Annotated in this window: 23 protein-coding genes and 1 tRNA gene; 7 read left to right on the top strand and 17 right to left on the bottom strand. The window is 67.3% G+C overall.

From position 1 onward, the window contains the following. Positions 1-101: 101 nt before the first annotated feature. The 5 genes from THITH_RS06105 to ppa all read right to left on the bottom strand — a co-directional run bounded on the left by THITH_RS06105 (position 102) and on the right by ppa (position 5,681). Positions 102-944 (bottom strand): septal ring lytic transglycosylase RlpA family protein, encoded by an 843-nt coding sequence (locus THITH_RS06105; RefSeq protein WP_006748603.1) that lies wholly within the window; start codon positions 942-944, stop codon positions 102-104. 82 nt (positions 945-1,026) lie between these two features. Further along, positions 1,027-2,061 carry a lytic murein transglycosylase B gene (mltB, locus tag THITH_RS06100; protein WP_006748602.1) on the bottom strand — a complete coding sequence of 345 codons (1,035 nt, stop codon included), beginning with the start codon at positions 2,059-2,061 and terminating at the stop codon, positions 1,027-1,029. Next, entirely contained in the window at positions 2,058-3,176 is a 1,119-nt protein-coding gene (gene rodA / locus THITH_RS06095) for a rod shape-determining protein RodA (protein WP_006748601.1), read from the bottom strand. The genes mltB and rodA overlap by 4 nt, the downstream gene beginning before the upstream one ends. Further along, positions 3,173-5,056 (bottom strand): penicillin-binding protein 2, encoded by a 1,884-nt coding sequence (gene mrdA, locus THITH_RS06090; protein WP_006748600.1) that lies wholly within the window; start codon positions 5,054-5,056, stop codon positions 3,173-3,175. The genes rodA and mrdA overlap by 4 nt, the downstream gene beginning before the upstream one ends. A gap of 88 nt (positions 5,057-5,144) precedes the next feature. Then, the gene (gene ppa / locus THITH_RS06085; RefSeq protein ID WP_006748599.1) at positions 5,145-5,681 is read right to left on the bottom strand and encodes an inorganic diphosphatase; all 537 of its coding nucleotides are present in this window, start codon (positions 5,679-5,681) and stop codon (positions 5,145-5,147) included. Between the two features lie 206 nt (positions 5,682-5,887). Between ppa and THITH_RS06080 the strand changes: the two genes are divergently transcribed. From THITH_RS06080 to THITH_RS06050, 7 genes are read left to right on the top strand one after another with little or no spacing between them, the layout of a single operon-like run. Beyond that, a complete protein-coding gene (locus THITH_RS06080; RefSeq protein ID WP_006748598.1) occupies positions 5,888-8,089 on the top strand; it encodes an LPS-assembly protein LptD in 2,202 nt (733 codons plus the stop codon). After that, positions 8,067-9,386: a peptidylprolyl isomerase gene (locus THITH_RS06075; protein WP_006748597.1), complete on the top strand. Its 1,320-nt coding sequence runs from the start codon at positions 8,067-8,069 to the stop codon at positions 9,384-9,386. The genes THITH_RS06080 and THITH_RS06075 overlap by 23 nt, the downstream gene beginning before the upstream one ends. Positions 9,387-9,396: 10 nt before the next feature. Then, on the top strand, positions 9,397-10,440 hold the full coding sequence (gene pdxA / locus THITH_RS06070) for a 4-hydroxythreonine-4-phosphate dehydrogenase PdxA (protein ID WP_006748596.1): 1,044 nt from the start codon (positions 9,397-9,399) through the stop codon (positions 10,438-10,440). Beyond that, entirely contained in the window at positions 10,437-11,267 is an 831-nt protein-coding gene (gene rsmA, locus THITH_RS06065; RefSeq protein ID WP_006748595.1) for a 16S rRNA (adenine(1518)-N(6)/adenine(1519)-N(6))-dimethyltransferase RsmA, read from the top strand. The genes pdxA and rsmA overlap by 4 nt, the downstream gene beginning before the upstream one ends. Continuing rightward, complete coding sequence (locus THITH_RS06060) at positions 11,264-12,271, top strand: glucokinase (RefSeq protein ID WP_006748594.1); 1,008 nt, start codon at positions 11,264-11,266, stop codon at positions 12,269-12,271. The genes rsmA and THITH_RS06060 overlap by 4 nt, the downstream gene beginning before the upstream one ends. After that, a complete protein-coding gene (gene apaG, locus THITH_RS06055; protein WP_006748593.1) occupies positions 12,268-12,648 on the top strand; it encodes a Co2+/Mg2+ efflux protein ApaG in 381 nt (126 codons plus the stop codon). The genes THITH_RS06060 and apaG overlap by 4 nt, the downstream gene beginning before the upstream one ends. Next, on the top strand, positions 12,648-13,472 hold the full coding sequence (locus THITH_RS06050; RefSeq protein ID WP_006748592.1) for a symmetrical bis(5'-nucleosyl)-tetraphosphatase: 825 nt from the start codon (positions 12,648-12,650) through the stop codon (positions 13,470-13,472). The genes apaG and THITH_RS06050 overlap by 1 nt, the downstream gene beginning before the upstream one ends. A gap of 425 nt (positions 13,473-13,897) precedes the next feature. Here THITH_RS06050 and THITH_RS06045 read toward each other — a convergent pair. The 12 genes from THITH_RS06045 to THITH_RS05990 form a co-directional block, all read right to left on the bottom strand. Continuing rightward, a tRNA-Pro gene (locus THITH_RS06045) sits at positions 13,898-13,974 on the bottom strand. Between the two features lie 76 nt (positions 13,975-14,050). Then, complete coding sequence (locus THITH_RS06040) at positions 14,051-14,407, bottom strand: MerR family transcriptional regulator (RefSeq protein ID WP_006748591.1); 357 nt, start codon at positions 14,405-14,407, stop codon at positions 14,051-14,053. Continuing rightward, positions 14,391-14,690 (bottom strand): integration host factor subunit alpha, encoded by a 300-nt coding sequence (gene ihfA / locus THITH_RS06035; RefSeq protein WP_006748590.1) that lies wholly within the window; start codon positions 14,688-14,690, stop codon positions 14,391-14,393. The genes THITH_RS06040 and ihfA overlap by 17 nt, the downstream gene beginning before the upstream one ends. A gap of 2 nt (positions 14,691-14,692) precedes the next feature. Next, positions 14,693-17,056, bottom strand: coding sequence for a phenylalanine--tRNA ligase subunit beta (gene pheT, locus THITH_RS06030; protein WP_025367334.1), 2,364 nt, complete (start codon positions 17,054-17,056; stop codon positions 14,693-14,695). A gap of 5 nt (positions 17,057-17,061) precedes the next feature. Then, on the bottom strand, positions 17,062-18,090 hold the full coding sequence (gene pheS, locus THITH_RS06025; protein WP_025367333.1) for a phenylalanine--tRNA ligase subunit alpha: 1,029 nt from the start codon (positions 18,088-18,090) through the stop codon (positions 17,062-17,064). Between the two features lie 231 nt (positions 18,091-18,321). Next, entirely contained in the window at positions 18,322-18,681 is a 360-nt protein-coding gene (gene rplT / locus THITH_RS06020; protein WP_006748587.1) for a 50S ribosomal protein L20, read from the bottom strand. 15 nt (positions 18,682-18,696) lie between these two features. Beyond that, a complete protein-coding gene (gene rpmI, locus THITH_RS06015) occupies positions 18,697-18,894 on the bottom strand; it encodes a 50S ribosomal protein L35 (RefSeq protein WP_006748586.1) in 198 nt (65 codons plus the stop codon). A gap of 98 nt (positions 18,895-18,992) precedes the next feature. Next, on the bottom strand, positions 18,993-19,490 hold the full coding sequence (gene infC / locus THITH_RS06010) for a translation initiation factor IF-3 (RefSeq protein ID WP_456300611.1): 498 nt from the start codon (positions 19,488-19,490) through the stop codon (positions 18,993-18,995). Positions 19,491-19,566: 76 nt separating this feature from the next. Continuing rightward, a complete protein-coding gene (thrS, locus tag THITH_RS06005; protein WP_006748584.1) occupies positions 19,567-21,483 on the bottom strand; it encodes a threonine--tRNA ligase in 1,917 nt (638 codons plus the stop codon). A 181-nt stretch (positions 21,484-21,664) separates the two neighbouring features. Next, the gene (locus THITH_RS06000) at positions 21,665-22,288 is read right to left on the bottom strand and encodes a hypothetical protein (protein ID WP_006748583.1); all 624 of its coding nucleotides are present in this window, start codon (positions 22,286-22,288) and stop codon (positions 21,665-21,667) included. Positions 22,289-22,451: 163 nt separating this feature from the next. Beyond that, positions 22,452-24,002 carry a BCCT family transporter gene (locus tag THITH_RS05995; protein WP_006748582.1) on the bottom strand — a complete coding sequence of 517 codons (1,551 nt, stop codon included), beginning with the start codon at positions 24,000-24,002 and terminating at the stop codon, positions 22,452-22,454. A gap of 36 nt (positions 24,003-24,038) precedes the next feature. Further along, the gene (locus THITH_RS05990; protein ID WP_025367331.1) at positions 24,039-24,458 is read right to left on the bottom strand and encodes a YbhB/YbcL family Raf kinase inhibitor-like protein; all 420 of its coding nucleotides are present in this window, start codon (positions 24,456-24,458) and stop codon (positions 24,039-24,041) included. Between the last annotated feature and the right edge of the window lie 128 nt (positions 24,459-24,586).

Below are 24,586 nucleotides of genomic sequence, written 5' to 3'. Positions count from 1 at the left end.
GCCGCCGGACCGCCATGAACGGGACGGCTCACCGTTGCAGCGGAATTCTATCCGCAGCCGAGCGGCCCGCCCACCCCGCCGGGCGCCGGCCGCGCGATGCGCTACTCCGCGACGACGCGGTAATCGGTCAGCGCCGCCTGGTGCAGCCGCTCGGTCGCCTCCTGCACTGCCAGCGCATCGGCCAGCGGCCCGATCCGCACCCGATGCAGGATCCCGTTCGCAGCCTCCAGCGTGGTGATACGAACCGCGTCGAAACCAAGATCCCGAAGATCCGACTGCACCCGCTCTGCCGCCATATGGCTCGCGAACGCGCCCACCTGGATGAACTGATCATCCTCCGACTCCGCGCCATTCCCGGCGGACGGGTACGGCGCGTCGCTCCGAGCGGCCAGATGCAGCGGTTCGGGCTCGCGGTCGCGCGGACCCACCGCGCGCAGGTGCACCGGCGCCACACCCCGTTCCAGGACTCCCAGCCGGTAGGCCGCGGCATAGGACAGGTCGATCACGCGACCCGCAACGAACGGCCCGCGATCGTTGACCCGCACGATCACCTGTCTGCCGTTGTCGAGATTGGTCACCTCGACGAAGCTGGGCAGCGGCAGCTCGCGGTGTGCCGCCGTCATCGCGAACATGTCGTAGGGTTCGCCGCTGGATGTACGCCGGCCGTGAAACTTGGTGCCGTACCACGACGCAAGGCCGCGCTGCTCGAATCCCTCGCTCGACGCCAGCGTCCGGTAGCGCTGGCCGAAAACCTCGTATTCGGGGGGATTGCCGTAGCGGCTGGGGGGCTCGTCGCGCGGCACCGCGTCCGGGATCGAGGCCAGATCGCGCGGCACCGACGCCGGCGCGCCGTCGGCCACGGCCTTGCGGTCCGGGCTGCTACCGCAGCCGAGCAGGCCCAACCCCGCCGCGAGGGCCACCAGCAGCAGCGCGTGCCGGCGCATGCGGCTTCTCACGCGCCCGCAAACCCGCCCCTGACAGCACGCCCGTGGCCTGCGCGGTGCGCTGCGACGGGCCGAAGGCCGATCATTGCCGCAGGGCCTCGGCGAGCTGGTGCACGGCCATGGCATACAGGGGGCTGCGGTTATAACGCGTGATCACGTAGAAGTTCGGGTAGCCGAGATAGTATTCCCATCCGTACTCGCCCTCGAGACGGATCAGCGAGAACCGGCCGTTTTCCGGGACCGCTTCGGCCGGATAGACGCCGTGTTCGGCAAGTTCGTCGAGCGAGAAGCGCGCCTGGTAGCCACCCCCCAGCAGCGCTTCGTAGCCATTGCCTTCCACCTGCGCCCGGGCCACCACGGGCTGCCCCGTCTCCCAATGATGTTCGCGGAAGTAGTTCGCGACACTGCCGATCGCATCCGCCCACGAACCGATCAGGTCGCGGCGTCCGTCGCCGTTGAAATCCACCGCGTAGGCACGGTAGCTCGACGAGATGAACTGGCCCCGCCCCATCGCGCCGGCGTAGGAACCGCGGGTCTCGCGGGTATCCAGCCCTTCCTCGTCGACGAGCTGGAGGTAGTGCCGCAGCTCGCTGAGGAAGAAGTCCGCCCGCGGCGGGTAATCGAAACCCAGCGTGACCAGCGCATCGATTACCCGGAACCCGCCGAGGTTACGCCCGTAGTTGGTTTCGACGCCGATGATCGCGGCGATCAGCGCAGGATCGACCCCGAAGCTTTCCTCGGCGAGTTCGAGCCAGTCTGCCTGTTCCTCCATGAACACCTGGCCGCGCTCGATCCGCAGGCTGTTCACGAAGATCGGCCGGTAGTCCTTCCACGGACGCGCCTCGGCGGGACGCGAGATCAGATCCAGAATCCGCTGCTGCGGTTCGACTTCGGCGAACAACGCCTCCAGCTCGGCACGGTCCAGTCCGTCGGCGGCCAGTTCGTCGATGAACGCGATCACCTCGGGGCGCTCCAGGTAGGGCGGGTCGCCCGCGCGGTATTCCGACTGCGACACGGCCACACCCGGAAGCGAACACGCCGCGAGAAACAGAATGGCCACGGCCTGGACGCCGTATTGCAGCAGGAACCCGGCCCGGGTCTTCGGGATCGGAATCATCGATTCACCAGTCGCTGTTGGGAGTGAATGGCCATCAGGATACCGAAGCCCACCATGAGCGTCACCAGCGATGTGCCTCCGTAGCTGACCAACGGCAACGGGATCCCGACCACCGGCAACAGCCCGGACACCATACCAATATTAACAATCATATAGACCGCAAATGTAAGGCTGATGCTACCGGCGATCAGCCGCGAGAAGCGATCCTGCGCCATGCCCGCGATCCACAGCCCGCGCATGATGATCAGAAAATACAGCGCCAGCAGCACCAGCACGCCCAGAAAACCGAACTCCTCCGCATAGACCGCGAACACGAAGTCGGTCGAGCGTTCGGGCAGGAACTGCAACTGGGACTGGGTTCCGTTCAGCCAGCCCTTGCCGTACAGCCCGCCGGATCCAATCGCGATCTTCGACTGGATGATGTGATAGCCGGCTCCGAGCGGATCCGACTCCGGATTCAACAGCGTCAGCACGCGCTGGCGCTGGTAGTCGTGCATTTGCGTCCAAAGCAGTGGGACCGCCGCGGCGACCGCGGCGCCCAGCCCGACGAACCAACGCCAGTTCAGCCCGGCGAGGAACACCACCAGCAGTCCCGCGGCCCCGACCAGCAGGGCAGTTCCCAGATCCGGCTGGCGCATGATCAGCCACACCGGGACCACGATCAGCACCGCGACCACGATCAGGTCGACGAAGCGGGGCGGCGCATTGCGCAACGACAGATACCAGGCCACCATCAGCGGCATCGCCAGCTTCATGATCTCCGACGGCTGAAAGCGCAGGATGCCGAGGTCCAGCCAGCGCCGGGCGCCCTTGCCTATTTCGCCCATCACCATCACCGCGATCAGCAAGCCGAGCGCGGCCAGAAACAGCCACGGCGACCAGGCCCGAAGGGTGGAGACCGGGATGCGGGCCACCAGCAGCAGACCCGCCAGGCCGAATCCGATGCGGACCAGCTGCCTTTCCATCGCCGCAACGCTTTCGCCGGTCGCGCTGAACAGCACGACCAGACCCAGCGCGAGCAGCAGGACCAACAGCAGCAGCAGGGTGCCGTCGAGGCGCAGGCTGCGCAGAATCCACTGCGAGGGGGTAAGCTCCCGGCCGGTGACGCTGATCACGGGGCATTCCCGGCGTCGGCCAGCAGGCCGCTCGATGCGAGGTGGAAGTCGATCACCTTGCGCGCAATCGGCGCCGCGACGCGGCCACCGCTGCCGCCGTGCTCGACCAGCACCCCCACCGCGATCTGCGGATCGTCGGCGGGCGCATAGGCCAGGAACAGCGCGTGGTCCCAGAGTCTGCGATCCAGCCGCGACTCGTCGTATTCCTGGTCGGGTGCGAGACTGAACACCTGTGAGGTTCCGGTCTTCCCGGCGATGCGGTAGGAAGGAGCGGTGCTGCCGATGCTGCCCCAGGCGGTGCCATGGCGCGCGTGCACCGCGTCGATCAGCGCCTGGTGGATCACCTCCCAGTGCTCGTCGCTCGCCGCTACCGGCTCCAGCTGGCGCACCGGTTGAATGACCGGCGGTGCACCGTTGTGTTCGCGAACCGCGCGCAGCAGGCGCGGCTGCACCCGCTGCCCGCGGTTTGCCAGGGTGCTCGCGATGTCCGCGATCTGCAGGGGTGTGGTCAGCATGTAGCCCTGGCCGATTGCGGTGATCAGGGTTTCGCCGGGAAACCAGGGCTGGTTCTGCGCCGCGCGCTTCCATTCCCGGCTCGGGCGTATTCCCGGGCGTTCACCGGTCGCATCGATCCCGACCCGTTCGCCGATGCCGAAGGCCTCGAACATCGGCGCCATCCGGTCGATGCCCAGCTTGTAGCCCAGATCGTAGAAGTAGACGTCGGACGAGACCGCCATCGCCCGCGACATATCCACCCAGCCATGCCCGCTGCGCCGCCAGTCCCGGTAGCGGCGCTCGTGCCCTGGCAATTGGTAGTAACCGGCGGCGAACATCCGCCGTTCCGCGGTCGTCACCTGCTCTTCCAGTCCCGCCAGCGCCACCACCGGCTTCAGAGTGGATCCGGGCGGATACTGGCCGCTCAACGCCCGGTTGAACAGCGGCTTGTGCGGATCCGACTGCAGCGCGGCGAAATCCCGATGCGAGATCCCGTTCACGAAGGGGTTGGGATCGAATCCGGGTTTGCTGACCAGCGCCAGCACTTCCCCGGTCGCGGGATCGATCGCGACCAGCGCGCCATCGTGCGGCGCCAGCGCATCCCGCGCTGCCCGCTGCAGTTCCACGTCGATGCTCAGGAACAGATCCTGCCCCGGCACCGGCGGCGTGACCGACAGCTCGCGGATCACGCGTCCCTGGGCGTTGACCTCGACCTGCTTGTGGCCGGTGATGCCGTGCAACACGTCCTCGTAGTAGCGTTCGACCCCGGTCTTCCCGGTGTGGGAACTGCCGGCGTAGTTGCGCATGTCCAGCCGCTGGACGTCACGATCGTTGATCCGGCCGACGTAGCCCACGGCATGAGCGAAATCCGCACCCTGCGGGTAGTGGCGCACAGGCCGCGCCTCGATCTCGACGCCCGGGAGTTCGTGCCGCGCCACCGCAATCCGGGCCACGGCCTCGTCGTCGAGGCCCGCCTTCAGCAGCACCGGCTGGAACGGGCGGCGCTGGCGCACCGAGGTGCGGAAGCGCTCGATCTCGACCGGTGTCAGTTCGACCAGGGGGGTCAGGCGCTTGAGCAGCAGATCCAGATCACCCGCCTGCTCCACCGTCACTTCGAGCTGGTAGGCCGGCCGGTTCTCGGCCAGCAATACGCCATTGCGGTCGTAGATCAGTCCGCGCGTCGGCGGAATCGGCTCGATCCGCAGCCGATTGTTCTCCGAGAGCGTGGTGAAGTGCGCATGGGCCCCGACCTGCAGGTTGAACATGCGCACCCCGATCATCAGCACCAGGCCGAGCAGCACCACGACCGCGACCAGCACCCGGACCGAGAAACGGCGCTGGTCCCGGCTTCCCTCGTCGTAGGAGTCGTCTCGGTCGATCAACATGCGTCAGGGCCTGCCCGCAGCGGCTGCAATGCCGGGCGGGTCCGTTCGAACCGCGGCAACGGCTGCCGGACTCGAAAGCTGCAGGGGGTCAGACCTTGCTCTTCTGGTAGCGCTTGTAGCTCGCGAGGATTTCCGCCTTGGCGCTGGCGGCATCCGACCATCCCTCAACCTTCACCCACTTGTTACGCTCCATTTCCTTGTAATGCCCGAAGAAATGGGTGATCTGATCCAGCAGTTCGCGATGCACGTCCTCCGGCCCGTGGATGCGCTCGTACTGGGGGTCCAGCTTGGTCAAAGGCACCGCCAGCACCTTGGAATCCGGGCCCGCCTCGTCGGACATGTTCAGCAGGCCTACCGGGCGTGTCCGCACCACCGCTCCGGGAACCAGCGGTACCGGCGTGATCACCAGCACGTCCAGCGGATCCCCGTCTTCCGCCAGCGTATGCGGCACGAACCCGTAGTTGCAGGGATAGAACATCGCCACCGTCATGAACCGGTCGACGACCAGGGCTCCGCTGTCCTTGTCGATCTCGTACTTTACCGGTTGCCCCAGCGCTGGGATCTCGATCACGACGTTGATATCGTTGGGAATATCGGCGCCGGCGGGGATTTTGCTCAGATCCATGGACGCGACCTCACGGCTGGGTTGGTAGCACATTATACCGGTGATCCGGCCCAGGTGAATCGGCTTGCGGGTGAGCCCCGCAACCGGTATAAGTCCGGCAGGCGGACGTCACCGGGGCTGCGGCGTCTGGCAGGCCGTGCCAGCCCCGGGAGCGACTGCGACAGGAACCTCATCATGGAACTCACCGGACGCACCTCTCCGACACCATGACGGCCACGCCGCTGCGACGCCCTGCCGCGCTGGTCCTCGCGCTTCTGCTGCCCCTGCTTCCGCAGTCCGCGCTCTCCGAGTACCTATCCCTCTGCCCCGGTCCATCGGACGCCTTCTGGCCCCAGCTCCGGTCGCTGGAACCCGGCGTGATCGAGGTGGAGTCCGATTTCGTCGAGGCGATCCGCGACCGCAGCGTGCACGCACGCGGCGATGTCCGCCTGTTCACGGACGGGCGCCGGGTGGATTCGGACTGGATCGACTACGACCTCAACGAACGCATGGTGGAAACACGCGGCCGCACCCGGGTGTTCGACGGCGACCTGCTGGTCGAGGCCGGCGAAGGCCGCTACTGGCTCGACCACGAACAGGGTGACTTCTCGGACATCGAATACTGGCTGCGCTCCCGGCGCGCCCGTGGCAGCGCGGCCCACGCCGAACAGGAAGGGCCGGGCCGGATCCAACTGACCTCCGGCAGCTACACCACCTGTCCGGAGGACGACGACAGCTGGTGGCTGTCCGCAGGCTCGATGCATCTGGACCAGGACAGCGGACGCGGCCATGCCCGCAACGTCACCCTTCGCTTTCGCAACGTCCCGGTGTTCTACACCCCCTATATCAACTTCCCGATCGACGATCGGCGCCAGTCCGGGCTGCTTACGCCGCATGCCGGCTACAGCACGAACAGCGGCCTCGACGTGGCTGCCCCTTGGTACTGGAACATCGCGCCACAGTACGATGCGACACTCACGCCCCGGATCCAGTCCCGGCGCGGCCTGATGCTGGAAACCGAGTGGCGCTACCTGCGGCCCTGGGGAAGCGGCATCGTGGATCTGGCGTTCCTGCCAAACGATCGCGTGGCCGGAGACGACCGGCACCTGTTCCGCTGGCGCCAGCAGGCCCGACTGCGGCCGGACCTGTTCCTGGGAATCGACGCCACCGACGTATCGGACCAGAAATATTTCCAGGACTTCGGCACCGACCTGTTCAGTTCCAGCACCGCGGTCGTCGAACGACGGGTCGACCTGATCTACGATCAACCAGCCTGGCGCCTGACCGGTCGTGTGCAGGGGTTTCAGTCCCTCGACCCGAGCCTGGCCGTGGCGGACCGGCCATACCAGCGCCTGCCACAACTGCTGCTGCAGGCTGGTCATTCGCTCGATTCCGGGCTGTACTGGAGCCTGCGTTCGGAGCTGGTGCAGTTCGACCGCAGCGACTCGGTTACCGGCACACGCTTCGATCTGGAACCCGAGGTCGGGTTCCGGCACGACGGTGGCGGCTATTTCATCGAACCCCGCGTCAGCTTCCGACAGACGGACTACCGCCTACAGGGAGCCGATCCCGGAGCCGACCGCAGCCCGAGCCGGACGCTGCCGGCCGTAGCGGTGGACGGCGGCCTGATCTTCGAACGCACCCTCGACGACGGCAGCCTGCAGACGCTCGAACCGCGGGTCTTCTATGGCTACGTGCCATTCCGGAACCAGGACGACCTCCCGTTGTTCGATACGGGCGAGCGCGATTTCAGCTTCGACAGCCTGTTCACCACCCGGCGTTTCATCGGCGCCGACCGGGTCGGTGACACCCACCAGATCACCACGGCATTGACCACCCGGATCATCGACCCGAGCACAGGGACCGAGCGGCTGAGCCTGTCCGGCGGCCAGATCACCTACCTCGACGACCGCCGAGTCGGGCTGCGCCCGGACGCGCCGCCGCGGCGCGAAAACCGCTCCGAGCTTGCCGCCGAGGCGCAGGCGCTGCTAGGCCGGAACTGGCACGGTCGCGGCTCGATCCTGTTCGATACCGACCGCAACCGCGCGCGCCTGGCGACCGTCGCCCTGTCCTACCGCCCCGACCAGCGGGCGCTGGTGAACCTGGGCTATCGCCTGCGCGAGGGGCAGATCGAGCAGACCGACGTCTCGGGCTACTGGCCGCTGACCAACCGGATACAGGCCATCGGCCGCTGGAATTACAGCCTGCGCGAGGACCGCGATCTCGAACTGCTGGCCGGGCTTGAGTATCGTAGTTGCTGCTACGGCCTGCGTGTGGCACTGCGCCGATACCTCACCGACTTCGATGGCGGGTACAATAACGCGATCTACTTCCAGTTGACGCTCGACGGGCTGACGCGCTTCGATACCGGGCTCGACAACCTGCTGCGCGAGGGAATCTCCGGCTATGGCACATTCGAGAACCACTAGCGCGCTGGCGGCGATCCTGCTGATCCTGCTGTCCGCTGCGCTCCATCCGGTGCTGGCACAGGAACGTGATCGTTTCATGGACCGGATCGTTGCCGTGGTCGGTGAAGATGTGATCACCCAGCGCGAACTCGTGCAGAGGCTCGAGACCGCCGAGCAGCAGCTCGTGCAGCGCGGAGTCGCGATTCCCGACCGCGATGCGCTGGTGCGCCAGGTGATGGAACGCATGGTGCTCGAACGCATTCAGCTGCAGGAGGCGGAACGGGTCGGCATCCGCATCGACGAACTCACGCTGAATCGCACGATGGAAAACATCGCCGCCGAGAACAACCTGACGCTGCGTCAACTGCGCAACGCGCTGCAAGCCGAGGGGGTGGACTTCAACCAGTTCCGCGAACAGATCCGCGACGAACTCACCATTGCACAGCTACGGCGCCGCCAGGTCGAGGATCGCCTGCGCGTCGGCGAGCAGGAGATCGACGACCTGATTGCAGCGGAGAGCGGCGCGATCGACCGTGACGTGCGCTACCACCTCGCGCACATCCTGGTCGCGCTGCCTCCGGGCGCCGACTCACGCACCATCGCCGAAGCACGCGAGAAATCGGGGACGCTCAGGGATCGTGCCGTTGCCGGAGAGGACTTCGCGAGCCTGGCGATCACGTACTCCGACGCGCCGGACGCGCTGGAAGGTGGCGACCTTGGCTGGCGCGGTGCCGCCGATGTTCCGACCCTGTTCGCGCGCAACGTGATCCTGATGCGCCCTGGCGAGATCACCCCGGTCCTGCGTTCCCCGAACGGTTTTCACATCGTGAAACTGATCGATCGCGAGGGCCGCAGCGACGTCGCAGTGCAACAGGCGCGCGTCCGCCACATCCTGATCAGCCCCGACCAGATCCGGGGCGACCGCGAGGCCGAGGAGGAAGCCCGCATCCTGTACCAGCGTATCCAGGACGGCGCGTCGTTCGAGGACCTCGCGCGCGCACACTCCGACGACCCGGGCTCCGCCGGCCGCGGCGGCGAGCTCGGCTGGCTCAGCCCGGGCGAGACCGTGCCCGCATTCGAGGAGGCGGTCGACCGGCTGCCGGTCGGCGAAGTCAGCCCACCGGTCCAGAGCCCGTTCGGCTGGCACATCATCGAGGTGCTCGACCGCCGGGCGGTGGACGCCACGCGCGAACTGATCCGTGCCCGGGCACGGGAAATCCTGCAAAACCGCAAGCGCGAGGAAGAAACCGAACTCTGGCTGCGCCGCCTTCGCGACGAGGCCTTCATCGAATACCGAATCGAGGGCCTGAGGTCCTAAGGCACTGCCAATGCCCACCAGCGAACCCACACCGCGTCTGGCGCTCACCACCGGCGAACCCGCCGGCGTCGGCCCCGACCTGCTGCTGCGGCTGGCACAGCAGCCGATCGCCGCGCAGCGGGTCGCGATCGGCAATCCCGCGCTGCTCGAGCAGCGTGCGCGGCAGCTGCGGCTCCCGTTGCGCATCGTCACCTTTGCACCGGACGCGCCGCGTGCGCCGACCCCACCCGGAACCCTCGAACTGATCCCGGTCCCGGTGGCTGCACCCGTTCATTGCGGCGTACTGGATCCGGCCAACACCGAACACGTCCTGACCCTGTTGGAGACCGCTGCCGCCGGCTGCATCGACGGCCGGTTCGACGCGATGGTCACCGGGCCGGTGCACAAGGAGGTCATTCACCGTGCCGGCTACGCCTTCACCGGTCATACTGAATGGCTCGCCGAGCGCGCCGGCGGCTGCCGCCCGGTGATGATGCTCACCGCGGGGAGCCTGCGGGTCGCGCTGGCGACCACGCACCTGCCCCTGCGCGCGGTGCCCGATGCGATCACCCCGGCGCTGCTCGAGGAGGTCATCACCATTCTCGACCATGACCTTCGCCGCTGCTTCGACATCGACTCCCCGCGGATCGCGGTCTGCGGCCTGAACCCGCACGCCGGGGAACAGGGCGTGCTCGGAACCGAGGAAGCGTCGGTGATCATCCCCGTGCTCGACGCGCTGCGCGCCCGCGGGATCGATCTGCGCGGGCCGTTGCCGGCGGATACCGCGTTCACCCCGCGCGCCATCGCCGAAGTCGATGCGATTCTTGCGCTGTACCACGATCAGGGGCTCCCGGTACTGAAGCATGCCGGATTCGGCCGAGCGGTGAACGTGACCCTCGGGCTGCCGTTCATCCGAACCTCGGTGGACCACGGAACCGCACTCGACCTGGCCGGCTCCGGATCCGCCGACCCCGGCAGTTTTCTCGCGGCCGAGGCGCTGGCGCGGGAGCTGGTGGTCCGGCGCAGGCACGCGGGCCCCGGCGCGGTCGCACAGGGCCAACAGGCCCGGACGTGAACCCGGGGATCGCCGCGCGCAAGCGCTTCGGACAGAACTTCCTGCACGACCCCGGAGTTCTTGCGCGCATCGTCGCCGCGATCGCCCCGAAACGTGACGACCCGATGCTCGAGATCGGCCCCGGCCTCGGTGCCCTGACCCAGCCCCTGCTCGAGCGAGTCGAGCACCTGGAGGTGGTGGAACTCGACCGCGACCTGATCCCGCAGCTGCGTGCGCTGGCCCCGCCCGACCGGCTCACCGTCCATGCCGCCGATGCGCTCGCGTTCGACTTTGCCGCCCGTGCGCCAGGTCCGGGACGCCTGCGGGTGGTCGGGAATCTGCCCTACAACATTTCCACACCGCTGCTGTTCCACCTCCTCGACCAATCTGCGGCGATCCGCGACATGCACTTTCTGCTGCAGAAGGAAGTCGTCGAACGGTTGGTGGCTACCCCCGGAAGCAAACGCTATGGCCGGTTGAGCGTGATGGTCGGTGCCCGCGCCCGTGCCCAGCAGCTGTTCACCGTGGGACCCGGAGCGTTCCGCCCCGCGCCGAAGGTCGAATCCGCGCTCGTGCGCATCGAGCCGCTGCCCCGCCCCCTGGTGGCACCGGAACTGGCGGATCGGTTCCGCAAGATCGTCCAGCAGGCCTTCTCCAACCGGCGCAAGACGCTGCGGCGCGCGCTCGCGGGCCTGCTGCCGCCGGAGGCGTTCGCAGCGGCGGGGGTGGCGAACGGCCTGCGGCCGGAGGCGCTGGACCTCGAAGGGTTCATTCGCCTTGCAGCGCAGGCTCCTGCAACAACCGCCGACGCAGGCCCGGAACGAACCGATCCGCGAGGCGCACCGTGAGCATCGTCGTCGGCGACATCGGCGGCACCAAGACGCTGCTCGCGGAGGCACACCCGGAAGCCGGCGGCTGGCGTTTCGAACGCCGCGCCCGGCTGCCGAGCCAGGACCACCCGAGTCTGGAACAGCTGCTGGCGCACTGGCTCGAAACCGGGGCCGACCGGGAGGAACCGATCTCCGCGATGGGTCTGGCACTGGCAGGGCCGGTGCAAGGCGAAGGCGAGTCGGCGCGGGCGCGGTTTACCAACCTGGACTGGCCGCCGGTCGAGGCGGGTGCACTGGCCCGCCGGTTCGGGGTGCCGGTATGTCTGCTCAACGACTTCGCCGCCATCGGCGCAGGCCTGGACACACTGCGCCCGGCAGATCTCGATACCCTGCAGGCTGGGAATCCCGACCCGACGGGCCTGCGGCTGGTGGTCGGCGCCGGGACCGGGCTGGGCACCTGCCTGGTGGGGCCCCCGCCGCAGGCCCGCCTGTTCCCCGGGGAAGGCGGACACGCAGACTTCTCGCCCGCCGACGCCTGGCAGGCCGCCCTCGCCGAATGGCTGCGCGGCCGGCTCGGGCGCTGCACCCGGGAGCACCTGCTGAGCGGAGCCGGCATCGCGCGGATCGCGGCCTTCCTGCAGGAACAGACACCTAGCCCGGCGCTGGCAGGCGCGCTGGCGGCTACGGATCCGGCGGCCGCGATCGGTACCCTGGCCGAGCAAGGCGACCGCGCGGCATTGCGGGTCGTCGAACGTTTCGCCGAAATCTTTGCGGGTCAGCTCGGCGATCTGGCGCTGACGGCGCTGCCTCGCGGCGGCGTGTTCATCGCCGGCGGCATCGCGCCCCGGTTGAAGGCACATTTCGAGGCGCAGGGATTCCTTCGGGCGTTTTGCAACAAACCACCGATGCAGGATCTGGCCGCCGGTCTGCCCCTGCACCTGATCATCCATCCTGAACCCGGCCTGCTGGGCGCGGCGGCCGCCGCGCACCGGGCCACGGTACCTCCTGGAGACACTGCATGAGCCCTACGGAACACCGCGTCGAGATCGAAGTCGCCACCGCGTACATCGAGGAACAGTCGGATCCCGAGGCCTCGCGGTTCGTGTTCGCCTACCACATCACGATCCGCAATGCCGGCGAGGCCGCGGTCCAGCTGCTGAACCGGCACTGGATCATCCGCGATGCCCGCGATCAGACCCAGGAAGTGCGCGGCGAGGGCGTGGTCGGCAAACAGCCCCGGATCCCGCCCGGCGAGGAGTTCGAGTACACCAGCGGCACGGTACTCGAGACGCCGGTCGGCACAATGGAAGGCAGCTACCAGATGCGCGACGACTCGGGTTTCACCTTCGAGGCCCCGATTCCGCCGTTCACCCTCTCGGTCCCGCATTCGCTGCACTGATGGCTGTCTACGCCGTCGGTGATCTGCAGGGCTGCCTGGACCCGCTGGAGCGGCTGCTTGAACGGGTCGCATTCGACCCACAACGGGATCGGCTATGGCTGGTCGGCGACCTGGTCAACCGGGGCCCCGATTCCGGGGCCTGCCTGAAGCGCGTGCGCGACCTGGGCGATGCGGCGGTGACCGTGCTCGGAAACCACGATCTGCACCTGCTGGCGGCCGGCGCCGGACTGCGCACGCCACGGCCGCGCGATACGCTCGACGACGTGCTGGACCGCCCCGATGCCGATGAACTGCTCGAATGGGTCGCGCACCGGCCCCTGCTCCACCACGATGCAAGCCTCGACTGGACCCTGGTCCACGCCGGGATCCCGCCGCAATGGGATCTCGAACGCGCCCAGGCCGAGGCCCGGGCGGTGGAGGAAGTGCTCGCGCACCCGGATCAGCGCGAGGCGTTCCTCGCGCAGATGTACGGCAACCACCCGGACCGCTGGAGTGCGCGCCTGCGCGGCGTCGACCGGCTGCGCTACACGGTGAACGCGTTCACCCGCATGCGCTACATCCGTGACGATGGCGGGCTCGACTTCGACGACAGCGGTCCGCCCGGCCTCGCCCCGCCCTGGCTCACCCCCTGGTTCGACGTTCCCGGACGTGCCTGCGCGGGCCAACGCATCGTATTCGGCCACTGGTCGGCCCTGGGACATCGCCGGGGTCCGGACTGGCTCGCGCTCGACAGCGGCTGCGTCTGGGGCAACCAGCTGACCATGGTGCGACTCGACGCTGCGCCGGACGACGAAGCGCTGTGGCAACAGCCCTGCCCTGGCTGATTGCGCGCCAGGCCGGCGCCACCCATCGGTAAGAAAGAGGCGTAGGGTGGAAGAGGCCGAAGGCCGTCATCCGCCATCCGGCGCCGGGGTTGCCGCAGGCGCCGGGGATGCGCGAACGCCGAGCGGCGGATGACGCTGCGCTATTCCGCCCTACGGGACTGATTGCGTGTCGGAGCCGGCGCCACCGATCGGTAAGAAAGAGGCGTAGGGCGGAAGAGGCCGAAGGCCGTCATCCGCCATCCGGCGCCGGGGTTGCCGCAGGCGCCGGGGATGCGCGAACGCCGAGCGGCGGATGACGCTGCGCTATTCCGCCCTACGGGACTGATTGCGTGTCGGGGCCGGCGCCACCCATCGGTGAGCATGCCTACGCTGCCCCACAAACACGAAGGCCCGCCGTGGAAGGCGGGCCAAGTGGCGATTCCGTTTGGTCGGGGCGAGAGGATTTGAACCTCCGACCACCTGCACCCCATGCAGGTGCGCTACCAGGCTGCGCTACGCCCCGAAGTGCGTAAGTGTAGCGAATCGCGGCGCCCCGGGGAAGCCCGAGCCCATAAGCTGCGCGCCGGAGCGGCGGGCATTCAGTGCCGCAGGATACGCAGGATGCCTTCGAGTTCGGCGATCGTATCGTGGATCAGTTGCTGGGTCTGGGTCAGGTCACCCTTGGCCTCCTCACCGCTCAGCTTCTGCCGCGCACCGTGGATCGTGTAGCCCTGCTCGTACAGTAGCGCGCGGATCTGGCGGATCAGCAACACGTCGTGGCGCTGGTAGTAGCGCCGGTTGCCGCGGCGTTTCACCGGTGAGAGCATCGGGAATTCCTGCTCCCAATACCGCAGCACATGCGGTTTCACCTGGCAGAGTTCCGCGACCTCGCCGATCGTGAAATAGCGCTTGCCGGGAATCGCCGGCAGCTCCTGACGCTCACTCGCTTCCAGCATAGGCCTCCACCCTCTCCCGCAGCTTCTGCCCCGGACGGAAGGTGACCACACGGCGCGCCGACACCGGGATTTCCTCCCCGGTCTTGGGATTGCGCCCGGGGCGCTCACCCTTGTCGCGCAGCACGAAGTTGCCGAATCCCGACAGCTTCACGCTGTCGCCGCCTTCCAGAGCCAGCCGCATCTCCTCGAAGAACAGCTCGACGAGTTCCTTCGCCTCGCGCTTGTTCAGACCCAGTTCCTCGTGCAGAACCTCTGCCAGTTCCGCCTTCGTCACAGCCGCCATGCTCAGTATCTCGGTTTCGCGCCAAAACGGGCGTTCAGATGCTCCAGAACCGCCCGGGTAACAGCCTGCACATCGTCTTCTTCAAGGGTGCGATCAAAAGCCCTTAAAATCAAGCCCAAAGCGACACTTTTCTCGTTTTCTTCGAGCCCCTTGCCTTGATACACGTCGAACAGGCGGGTTTCCTGCAACAGCGGCAGTTCGACTTCGCCCAGCGCCGCCAGCAGTTCACCGGCGGCCACATCCTCGTTCACGACCAGCGCCAGATCGCGCCGGATCGCGGGAAACGCCGACAGCGCCTGGAATCGGGGCACTGCCGCCGCCGACAGCACCGTGCCGTCGAGTTCGAACAGGAATAGTTCCGGCACGTCGAAGCGTTCGCGCAGCGACGGATGCAGCGCACCGATCCAGCCGATGCGGCGGCCGTCCAGCAGCACCCGCGCCGACTGGCCATCGTGCAGCGCGGGATGCAGCGCGGGTTCGAACCGCAGCATCTTCGACCCGCCCGGGCACAACGTCTCGACCACGCCCTTGGCATCGAAGAAATCGACGCTGCGCCGCCCGGCCTGCCAGTGTTCCGGCTCCGCGCGGCCGCACAGCAACCCGCCAATGCGCGGCTCCTGACGCAGGCCCGAAGCGTCGGGGACAAATCTCAGGCCGTATTCGAACAGCCGAAGATCGCCCTGCTGGCGGGCCAGATTGTGGGCCGCGGTACGCACCAGGCCAGGCCACAAGCCCGGGCGCATCACCGCGAGTTCGGAGGAAATCGGATTGGCAAGCGCGAGCCCCTGGACTTCGGGATAGAACGCCTCGGCCCAGTCGGGCGCAATGAACGAGAAGCTCACGATTTCGTGAAAGCCCAGATCCGCGAGTTCGCCCTTGCGCCGCGCCAGCGTGGCCTCCGCGGCGCTCGCGGCCGGAACCGTCGCGCTCGGGAGCGTCTGCGGCAGGCGTTCGTAGCCGTGGACGCGCGCAAGCTCCTCGATCAGATCCTCCTCCCGGGTCAGATCGAAGCGTGCCCGCAATGGATGCACCGCCCAGCCCTGCGCCGCCGCGTGCACCCGGCATCCCAGCCCGACCAGGATCCGTTCGACCTCGGCCGGGTCGAACGCCATCCCCAACACCCGCGGGATGCGCTCCCGGCGCAGCTCGATCGCGGCATCCGCATGGGCGGCCGGCACCGCTCCCTGATGGATGACCGGGCCGGCCGATCCGCCCGCGATCGCCTGGATCAGCGCCGTGGCGCGCTCCATCGCGTACAGCGGCAGCGTCGGGTCGACGCCGCGCTCGAACCGGTGCGAGGCGTCGGTGTGCAGCCCGTATGCCCGCGCGCGCCCAGCCAGCGCCTGTGGCGCGAAATGCGCGGCCTCCAGCACCACCCGGGTCGTGTCCCCGATCACCGCGCTGTCCTCGCCACCCATGATGCCCGCAAGCGCCAACGGTCCCCGCGCATTCGCAATCAACAGGTCCGCGGGGCCCGGTTCGATCTCGTCGCCGTTGAGCAGCCGCAGACGATCGCCGGAACGGCCGAAGCGCACCTCGATGCCTTCTCCGACCGCGTCGGCGGCAAACGCGTGCATCGGCTGCCCGAGTTCCAGCAGCACGTAGTTGGTCACATCGACCACCGGGTGCAGCGGGCGCACCCCGGCGCGACGGAGCCGCTCACGCATCCACATCGGCGTCTGCGCGTCCGGGTCCAGCCCGTCGATCACTCGCGCGGCATACAGCGGACAGGCGCCCGGGTCCGCGACCTGCACCGCCACCTGCAGGTCCGACTCCGGCGGCACCGGCTCGATCCGCGGACCGGAGACCTGCCGGTCCAGCAGCACGCCAGCCTCGCGCGCGACGCCCAGCATGCCGAGGCAGTCCGCCCGGTTCGGCGTCAGGTCGATCTCGAGGATCGCGTCATCCAGCCCGAGCCACTCGCGGAAATCGGCCCCGACCGGGGCATCGTCGGGCAGCGCCATCAGGCCCTCCGACGATTCCGCCAGGCCCAGCTCCGACGCCGAACAGAGCATCCCCTGCGATTCCACCCCACGGAGTTTCGAACGCTTGATCCGGAAGTCGCCCGGCAGCACCGCGCCAATGCAGGCCACCGGCGCCCGCATCCCGCCGACGACGTTCGCTGCCCCGCAGACGATATCGAGCGGCGCATCGCCGCCGGCGTCGACCCGACAGACGCGCAGCCGGTCGGCGTCGGGGTGCGCAGCGACGCTCTGTACCTGCCCGATCCGCACCCCGCTGAACGCGGGCGCCGCCGGTTCGATCGCGTCGAGCTCGAGACCGGCCATGGTCAGCCGGTGCCCCAGTTCTTCCGCCGTCTCGGTCACCGGAAGCCATTCGCGCAACCACTGCATGCTGATCCGCATCGCCGCTACCCCGCTCTGGCGAACTGTCCGAGAAACCGAACATCATTCTCAAAAAACAGACGCAAGTCATTGACTCCATAGCGGAGCATGGCCATGCGTTCCACCCCCAGACCGAACGCGAACCCGGTGTAGCGCTCCGCGTCGATCCCGACATGGCCGAACACGTTGGGGTGCACCATTCCGCAGCCCATCACCTCGAGCCAGCCGGTCTGCTTGCAGACCCGGCAGCCGGAACCCCCGCAGTGCACGCACTGGATGTCGACCTCGGCCGAGGGCTCGGTGAACGGAAAATACGAAGGCCGAAACCGGGTCTTCAGGTCATCCTTTTCGAAGAAGGCCTGCAGGAACGCGCTGAGCACGCCCCGCAGATCCGCGAAGGTGACGCCGGAATCGACATACAGCCCCTCGACCTGGTGGAACATCGGGCTGTGCGTCAGATCGGAATCACAGCGGTACACGCGCCCCGGAGCGATGATCCGCAGCGGCGGGCGCTGCTCTTTCATCGCGCGAATCTGCACCGGCGAGGTGTGCGTGCGCAGTACCCGGTGGGCGTCGAAATAGAAGGTGTCGTGCATCGCCCTCGCTGGGTGTTCCTCGGGGATGTTCAGCGCCTCGAAGTTGTGGAAGTCGTCCTCGACTTCAGGACCCTCGGCAACCCGGTAGCCCATGCCGGCGAAGAACTCGCGGATGCGCTCGATCGTCTGGGTGACGGGGTGCAGGCTGCCGGTCGCCGGACGCCGCCCCGGCAGGCTCACATCCACTCGTTCCTCGCGCAGCTTCCGCGCCACCTCGGCGGCGGCCAGTTCCCGCTGGCGCGCCTCGATTCGCCCGGACAACTCGCCCTTCGCCTCGTTGACCGCCTGGCCCGCCCGCGGCCGTTCCTCGGCGGGAAGGCGGCCGAGCTCCTTCAACAGCGCAGTCAGCGCGCCCTTCTTGCCGAGATACCGCACCCTCAGGGCGTCGAGATCGGCCAGCCCTTGCGCCTGCTCGATCCCGGTCACGGCCTCGGCCACCAGCTTCTGCAATTGCTCCACGTCGGATTTCTCCACCACCCGCCGCCGCCATGCGTTCCCCCGGGCGGCAGGCATGCTGCATCGGTTGCCTGAAAGAAAAAGGGAGGGTTTGCGGCCCTCCCTTCGGTTCGCTGCCGATACACCCGCCACCGGAGGCAGGTGCACGCTTCGGCGAGTCCCTTCAGTCGCGCCGGAACCGGCGCCCCGGACGGGACCTGCCCGGGACGAGCCCCCGGGCGATCTCCTCAGCGGTCACGCCGGCAGCGCGGCCTTCGCGGTGTCGGCGATCTTGCCGAAGGCGGCGATGTCGTGGACCGCGAGATCGGCGAGCACCTTGCGGTCGACCTCGACCCCCGCCTTGTTCAGGCCGTCGATCAGGCGGCTGTAAGACAGGTCGAACTGGCGCGCCGCCGCGTTGATGCGGACGATCCACAGCGCCCGAAACTGGCGCTTCTTCTGGCGCCGGTCGCGGTAGGCATACTGCCCGGCCTTGGTGACCGCCTGCTTGGCGACCCGGTAGACGTTCTTGCGGGCACCGTAGTAGCCCTTGGCCTGGTCGAGGACTTTCTTGTGACGTGCGTGGGCGGTAACGCCGCGCTTGACTCGTGGCATGGTTCTTCTCCTCGATCAGCTATGCGGCAGCATCTGGCGGACGGCCGCGACATCGCTGTCGTGGATCATCGCCGCACCACGCAGGTGGCGCTTACGCTTGGTGGATTTCTTGGTCAGGATGTGGCGGCGGTGCGACTGCGCCCGCTTGAACCCACCCGAACCGGTCTTCGCGAAGCGCTTGGCTGCGCCCCGGTTGGTCTTCAGTTTCGGCATTTTCGTCTCCAGTCTAGAGGCCGTTGCCTACAGGCACGGCCGTTTATCAGAGGCCGGCGGGTATACCGAAACCCGCCGACCCTTGTATTCGATGCCCGCTACGACTTCTTCTTCGCGGACATCACCATGGTCAGTTGCCGGCCTTCCATCTTGGCGCGTTGTTCGACGACCGCGATATCGGCCAGATCCGATTCGATCCGGTCGAGCAGTTCTCCGCCCAGCTCCTGATGCCGCATCTCGCGGCCGCGGAAACGGATCGTCACCTTGCCCTTGTCACCCGCCTCCAGGAAGCGGATGAGATTGCGGAGCTTGACCTGGTAATCCGCTTCGTCGGTGCCCGGCCGGAATTTCACTTCCTTGACCTGAACCTGCTTCTGGTTCTTCTTGGCCGCCTGAGCTTTCTTGGACTGCTCGAACTTGAACTTGCCGTAATCCATGATCCGGCAGACCGGAGGATCGGCGTTCGGGGATATCTCCACGAGATCCATTCCGGCATCCACCGCCATCCCCAGCGCAATCTCCGTTCTCATCACGCCGCGGTTCTCGCCCTCGGCATCGATCAGTCGGACGGTCGGGCAGATGATCTGCTCGTTCAGTCGAACACTCTTGGCTCCGCTAATTGCCTTATTCTCCAGATCAGTTGTAGGTAACGAATCCCGTGGCCGATCGGGCTCAGTGACCGCGACTCGCGATCTCGCCCTGAAGCCGCTCCGACAACGCGTCGAGGCTCATGCTGCCAAGATCTTCGCCGGACCGGGTACGCACGGCCACCGAACGGGATTCCATTTCGCGGTCTCCGAGGACCAGCAGGTACGGCACGCGCTTGAGCGTGTGCTCGCGAATCTTAAAGCCGATCTTCTCGTTTCTCAAGTCCGACTCGACCCGCAGCCCCTGTGCGCGCAAGGCCGCGACGACCTCCCGCGCGTAGCGGTCCTGGCGCTCGGTGATGGTCAGCACCGCAACCTGCACCGGGGCCAGCCACAGCGGGAACAGACCTGCATAGTGCTCGATCAGCACGCCGAAGAAGCGTTCCAGCGAGCCAAACAGTGCACGGTGGATCATGATCGGTCGCCGCCGTTCGTTGTCCTCGGCGACATACTCCATTTCGAAGCGCTCCGGCAGGTTGAAGTCGAGCTGGATCGTCGAGCACTGCCACTGCCGGCCGATCGCGTCGCGGATTTTCACGTCGATCTTCGGCCCGTAGAACGCGCCGCCGCCCTCGTCGACGGTGTATTCCAGCCCCTTCTTCTCGATCGCCGAGCGCAGCGCCGCGGTCGCGTGCTCCCAGATCCGGGGCGACCCGACCGCGTCGTCAGGCTTCGTCGAAAGATGGATCTCGAAATCATTGAAACCAAAGGCGTTCAGCAACTCCAGCGTCAGATCGAGCACGCCGATGATCTCGGACTCGATCTGGTCTTCCCGGCAGAAGATATGCGCGTCATCCTGGGTGAAGCCGCGCACGCGCATCAGCCCGTGCAGCGCGCCCGACATCTCGCGCCGGTAGACGGTGCCCATCTCGCCCCAGCGCAGCGGCAGATCCCGGTAGGAGTGCAGCCGATCCTTGTACACCAGCACATGGAACGGGCAGTTCATCGGCTTGAGCTGGAACGCCTGGTTGTCGTCCTCCATCGGCTCGTACATCGACTCCGAGTAGAAGTCGGCGTGCCCGGAGGTCCTCCACAGGTCGAGGTTCGCGATATGCGGGGTCACCACGAAGTCGTAGCCGGCACGCTCGTGGAGATCGAACCAGAACTGCTCGATCACGCGGCGGATGCGCGCGCCCTTCGGGTGCCAGAACACCAGGCCGCCGCCGGCGTCGTCCTGGATCGAAAACAGGTCGAGTTCGGTGCCGATCCGGCGGTGGTCGCGCCGCTCCGCCTCGCGCAACTGTTCGAGGTAGGCGTTGAGCTGCTCCTTGTTCGGCCACGCGGTGCCGTAGATGCGCTGCAGCATCTCGTTGTTCGAGTCGCCGCGCCAGTACGCGCCCGCCACCTTGGTCAGCTTGAATGCCTTCAGGCGACCGGTTGACGGGATATGCGGGCCGCGGCAGAGATCGACGAAGTCGCCCTGCCGGTACAGCGAGATCTCCATGCCCTCCGGGATACTCTCGATGATCTCGGCCTTGTACTCCTCGCCCATGTTGCGGAAATACACGACCGCATCGTCGCGCTCCATCACCGACCGTTCGACCGGGAGATCCGCCTTCGCGAGTTCCTTCATGCGCTTCTCGATCTTCTCGAGATCTTCCGGCGTAAACGGGCGCTCGAACGAGAAGTCGTAGTAGAAGCCGTGCTCGATCACCGGGCCGATGGTTACCTGCGCACTGGGGAACAGATCCTTCACCGCCTGCGCGAGCAGATGTGCGGTCGAGTGGCGGATGATCTCGACCCCCTCGGGGTCGCGGTCGGTCACGATGGCGAGTTCCGCGTCCTCGGTGATCGGATGCCGGACATCGACCAGGCGCCCGTTGACCTTGCCTGCCAGCGCGGCCTTGGCCAGGCCCGGGCCAATGTCGCGGGCGACATCGAGCACCGTTACCGGTGCATCGAACTCGCGGCGGCTGCCATCGGGAAGAGAAACTGCGGGCATGGTTTGGACTCCTTCGCCGACCTGTACGCGGGGTCGAGCGCAGTGATGGATAGATGGCCTGGCGTCGCGCCAGGCCAACGGGGACCGCGGATCATAGCAGAGCCGCTGCACCCGCGCCGAAAACCCGCGATGCAGCGGGTCTGCGCGGGCGCCAGCGGCCCCAGGACGTTGCGCGAAGCGATCAGCGCGCGGTCTCCTCCCGAACCGCCCGGAGATCCCAGTTCCTCAGAAGCTCGACCGCGACATCCGACGATTCGAGATTCCGGCCCTTCACCTGCATCATGATGCGGCCGTCCAGCAACAACGTGGCCTCGGCCTGCGATCGATTCGGTTCCCACTTGAGCATCGCGGATTCGCGCCCGATGCGAACGCGTTCGGTATTGGGTTGTGCCGCCATCATCGCCGGGTTGTTGAACAGCACCGCGATCCCCTGGATCATCGGGCTGTCGACGACCAGCGATGCCTCCAGCTGTCCGTTGCCGTCATCCTGGGTGTAGGTACGCTGCAGCATCGTCCCGCCGCCGAACATGCCGCCCGCACCGGACTGCGATTCCACCACCGCGGCGGTCCAGCCGGCCGGTGCCGCCGGGAAGGTGTCGGCGATGCGGTCGGACAGCAGCTTGCGCATGTCATTGATCGCAAACTCGAGTTCCGTGATGGCCGCACCGTAGTCCTGCGCCTGGTACAACTCCAGGCCCAGTTCGATCTGTTCCTGAATCTCGTCCGCGAGTGCCGGGCCGGCGGCCGACATCAGAAAGCCCGTGCCGAGAAGCGCCCCCAAGAGGGGCCTGGTTGGGAATCGCATGCATATCCTCCAATGGTGATCGGGGGTAGAGCGTGAGCGCCGTACCGGGTGTCGCAGCTGCGCGCGCCGCGCCGGCGGCCGCGGCAAATATGGCAGGAACCGCGGCGCTCCGCCATCGGCTGTCACGCAGCGGGCCGGGCAGGAACCGGGGAACCCACGTGCGTCATCGACCCCAGGGCGGCTCGACCCCCTCGACGCGGTACTCGCGCCGCAGCGCGCGCAGCAAGCTGTAACAGCAGAAACCCAGGATGATCGCGACCGGAAGGCCGCCGGTCAGCGAGGCGGTCTGCAAGCTGTCGAGCGCGCGCTCGCCGCCGACGATCAGCAGCGTGGCCGCCACCGCTCCCTCGGTGATGCCCCAGATCACGCGCTGGCGCTTGGGCGAGTGAATCGCCCCGCGCGAAACCAGCGCATCGATCACGTAGGTGCCGGAGGCCGAAGAGGTGATGAAATAGGTCGCGATCAGCAGCGTGGCGATGGCCGAGGTCAGCGTTGCCCAAGGCAGGTGTTCGAGGGTCGCATACAGCGCGACGGTCGTATCCTCGGCGACCGCCGCGGCAATACCGGCGCCCTCCTCGAACAGTTCTAGGTACAGCGCGGTGCCGCCAAAGATCGTCAGCCAGGTGAACACGAACAGCGTCGGCACGCCGAGCACGCCGACAATGAACTCGCGGATCGTTCGCCCGCGCGAGATGCGGGCAATGAAAATGCCGACAAACGGCGACCAGGCGATCCACCATGCCCAGTAGAACATGGTCCAGTCCTTCTGCCAGCCGGAGCCGCCGATCGCGTCGGTGTGCAGACTCAGGTCGATCAGCTGCTGCAGGTAGCTGCCGGTGGAGTCGAGCAGGAAGCGCACCAGGAACAACGTAGGCCCGGCCAGCAGCACGAACAGCATGAACGCCATCGCGAGCGACAGGTTGAAGATGCTCACCCACTTCAGCCCGCGATCCAGACCCGAGAGCACCGAGAACACGGCCACCGCGGTGATCGCCGCGATGATGCCGACCTGATACCAGTGCGACACCGGCAGGCCCACCAGCACATTGAGCCCGGTGTTCAGCTGCATCGCGCCGAAGCCGAGCGAGGTCGCCAGTCCGAACAGCGTCCCGAAGATCGCGAGGATGTCGATCGCGTGGCCGATCGGCCCGTAGATGCGGTCGCCGAGCAATGGGTAGAAAATCGACCGGATCGTCAGCGGCAGGCGGTGCCGGAAGCTGAAATAGGCAACCGACAGCCCGAGCACCACGTATACCGCCCAGGCGTGCAGGCCCCAGTGGAAGAACGTGTACACCATCGCCTGCCGCGCCGCCTCGGCCGTCTCGCCGTCGGCGTGCGGCGGCTGCTGGTAATGCATGATCGGCTCGGCCACGCTCCAGAACACCAGGCCGATGCCCATGCCCGCGCTGAACAGCATCGCGAACCAGGCGCCGTAGCTGAACTCCGGACGATCGTCGGGCTGCCCGAGACGGATGGACCCGTAGCGGCTGAAACCCAGCCAGACCAGGAACACCAGAAAGACCGTCACCGCGAGCAGATACCCCCAGCCCAAGTACTCGGTGATCAGACCGTGGACCTCCTCGAACACCCGGCTCGCGGTCGCCGGAAACAGCACGCCGAACCCCACGAACAGCACGACCATGATGGCCGAGGCCATGAACACCGTCGGGTTCACGGAAGCGAAAAACGCCTGCGGGCGGTAGAGCTTCGCCATCTCGAATCCTCCTGGAGTACCGGGGCAGACGCCGGGTCAGATCTCCGCCTCCGGCGGTGACCGCTCGATCACGCCCGTCAGTTCGGCTTCGTCCAGCACATGCCCCGCCGCTGCCTGATCGAACAGATTGCGGGGCGCACCGGCCTCGAGATCGAGTTCGGCATCCAGCGCCAACAGACGAAACCGATACCGGTGCACGCCCTCGGGGGGAACCGGGCCTAGATAGCCGACCTTGCCAAACGAATCCATGCCGACCCGGCCTTCCCTGGGCAGGTTCAGCGCATCGACCCGGTCCGTGCCGGGCGGCAGGTTCCACACCAACCAGTGCGTGACCCCGCCCAATGGCGAATCGAGATCCTCCAGGATCAGCGCCAGGCTGCGCGCCGCCTCAGGCACATCGCGGATCTCCAATGCCGGCAGCCGGTTCTCGTTCGGCGCCGTCGCGCTCCAGGGCATCGGGCCGCCGTCTTCGAAAACGGGGCTGGTCAGTTGCATCGCTTCTCTCCTGCTTGAACGGTCATCGCGCGGCCATCCTCCCCGACCGCCCAGGATGCGCGGGCTGGACGAGGCCCGAGGCCACCCTC

The organism is Thioalkalivibrio paradoxus ARh 1 (genome assembly GCF_000227685.2).
Classification (GTDB): domain Bacteria; phylum Pseudomonadota; class Gammaproteobacteria; order Ectothiorhodospirales; family Ectothiorhodospiraceae; genus Thioalkalivibrio; species Thioalkalivibrio paradoxus.
This window is presented reverse-complemented; position numbering and strand designations above follow the sequence as displayed.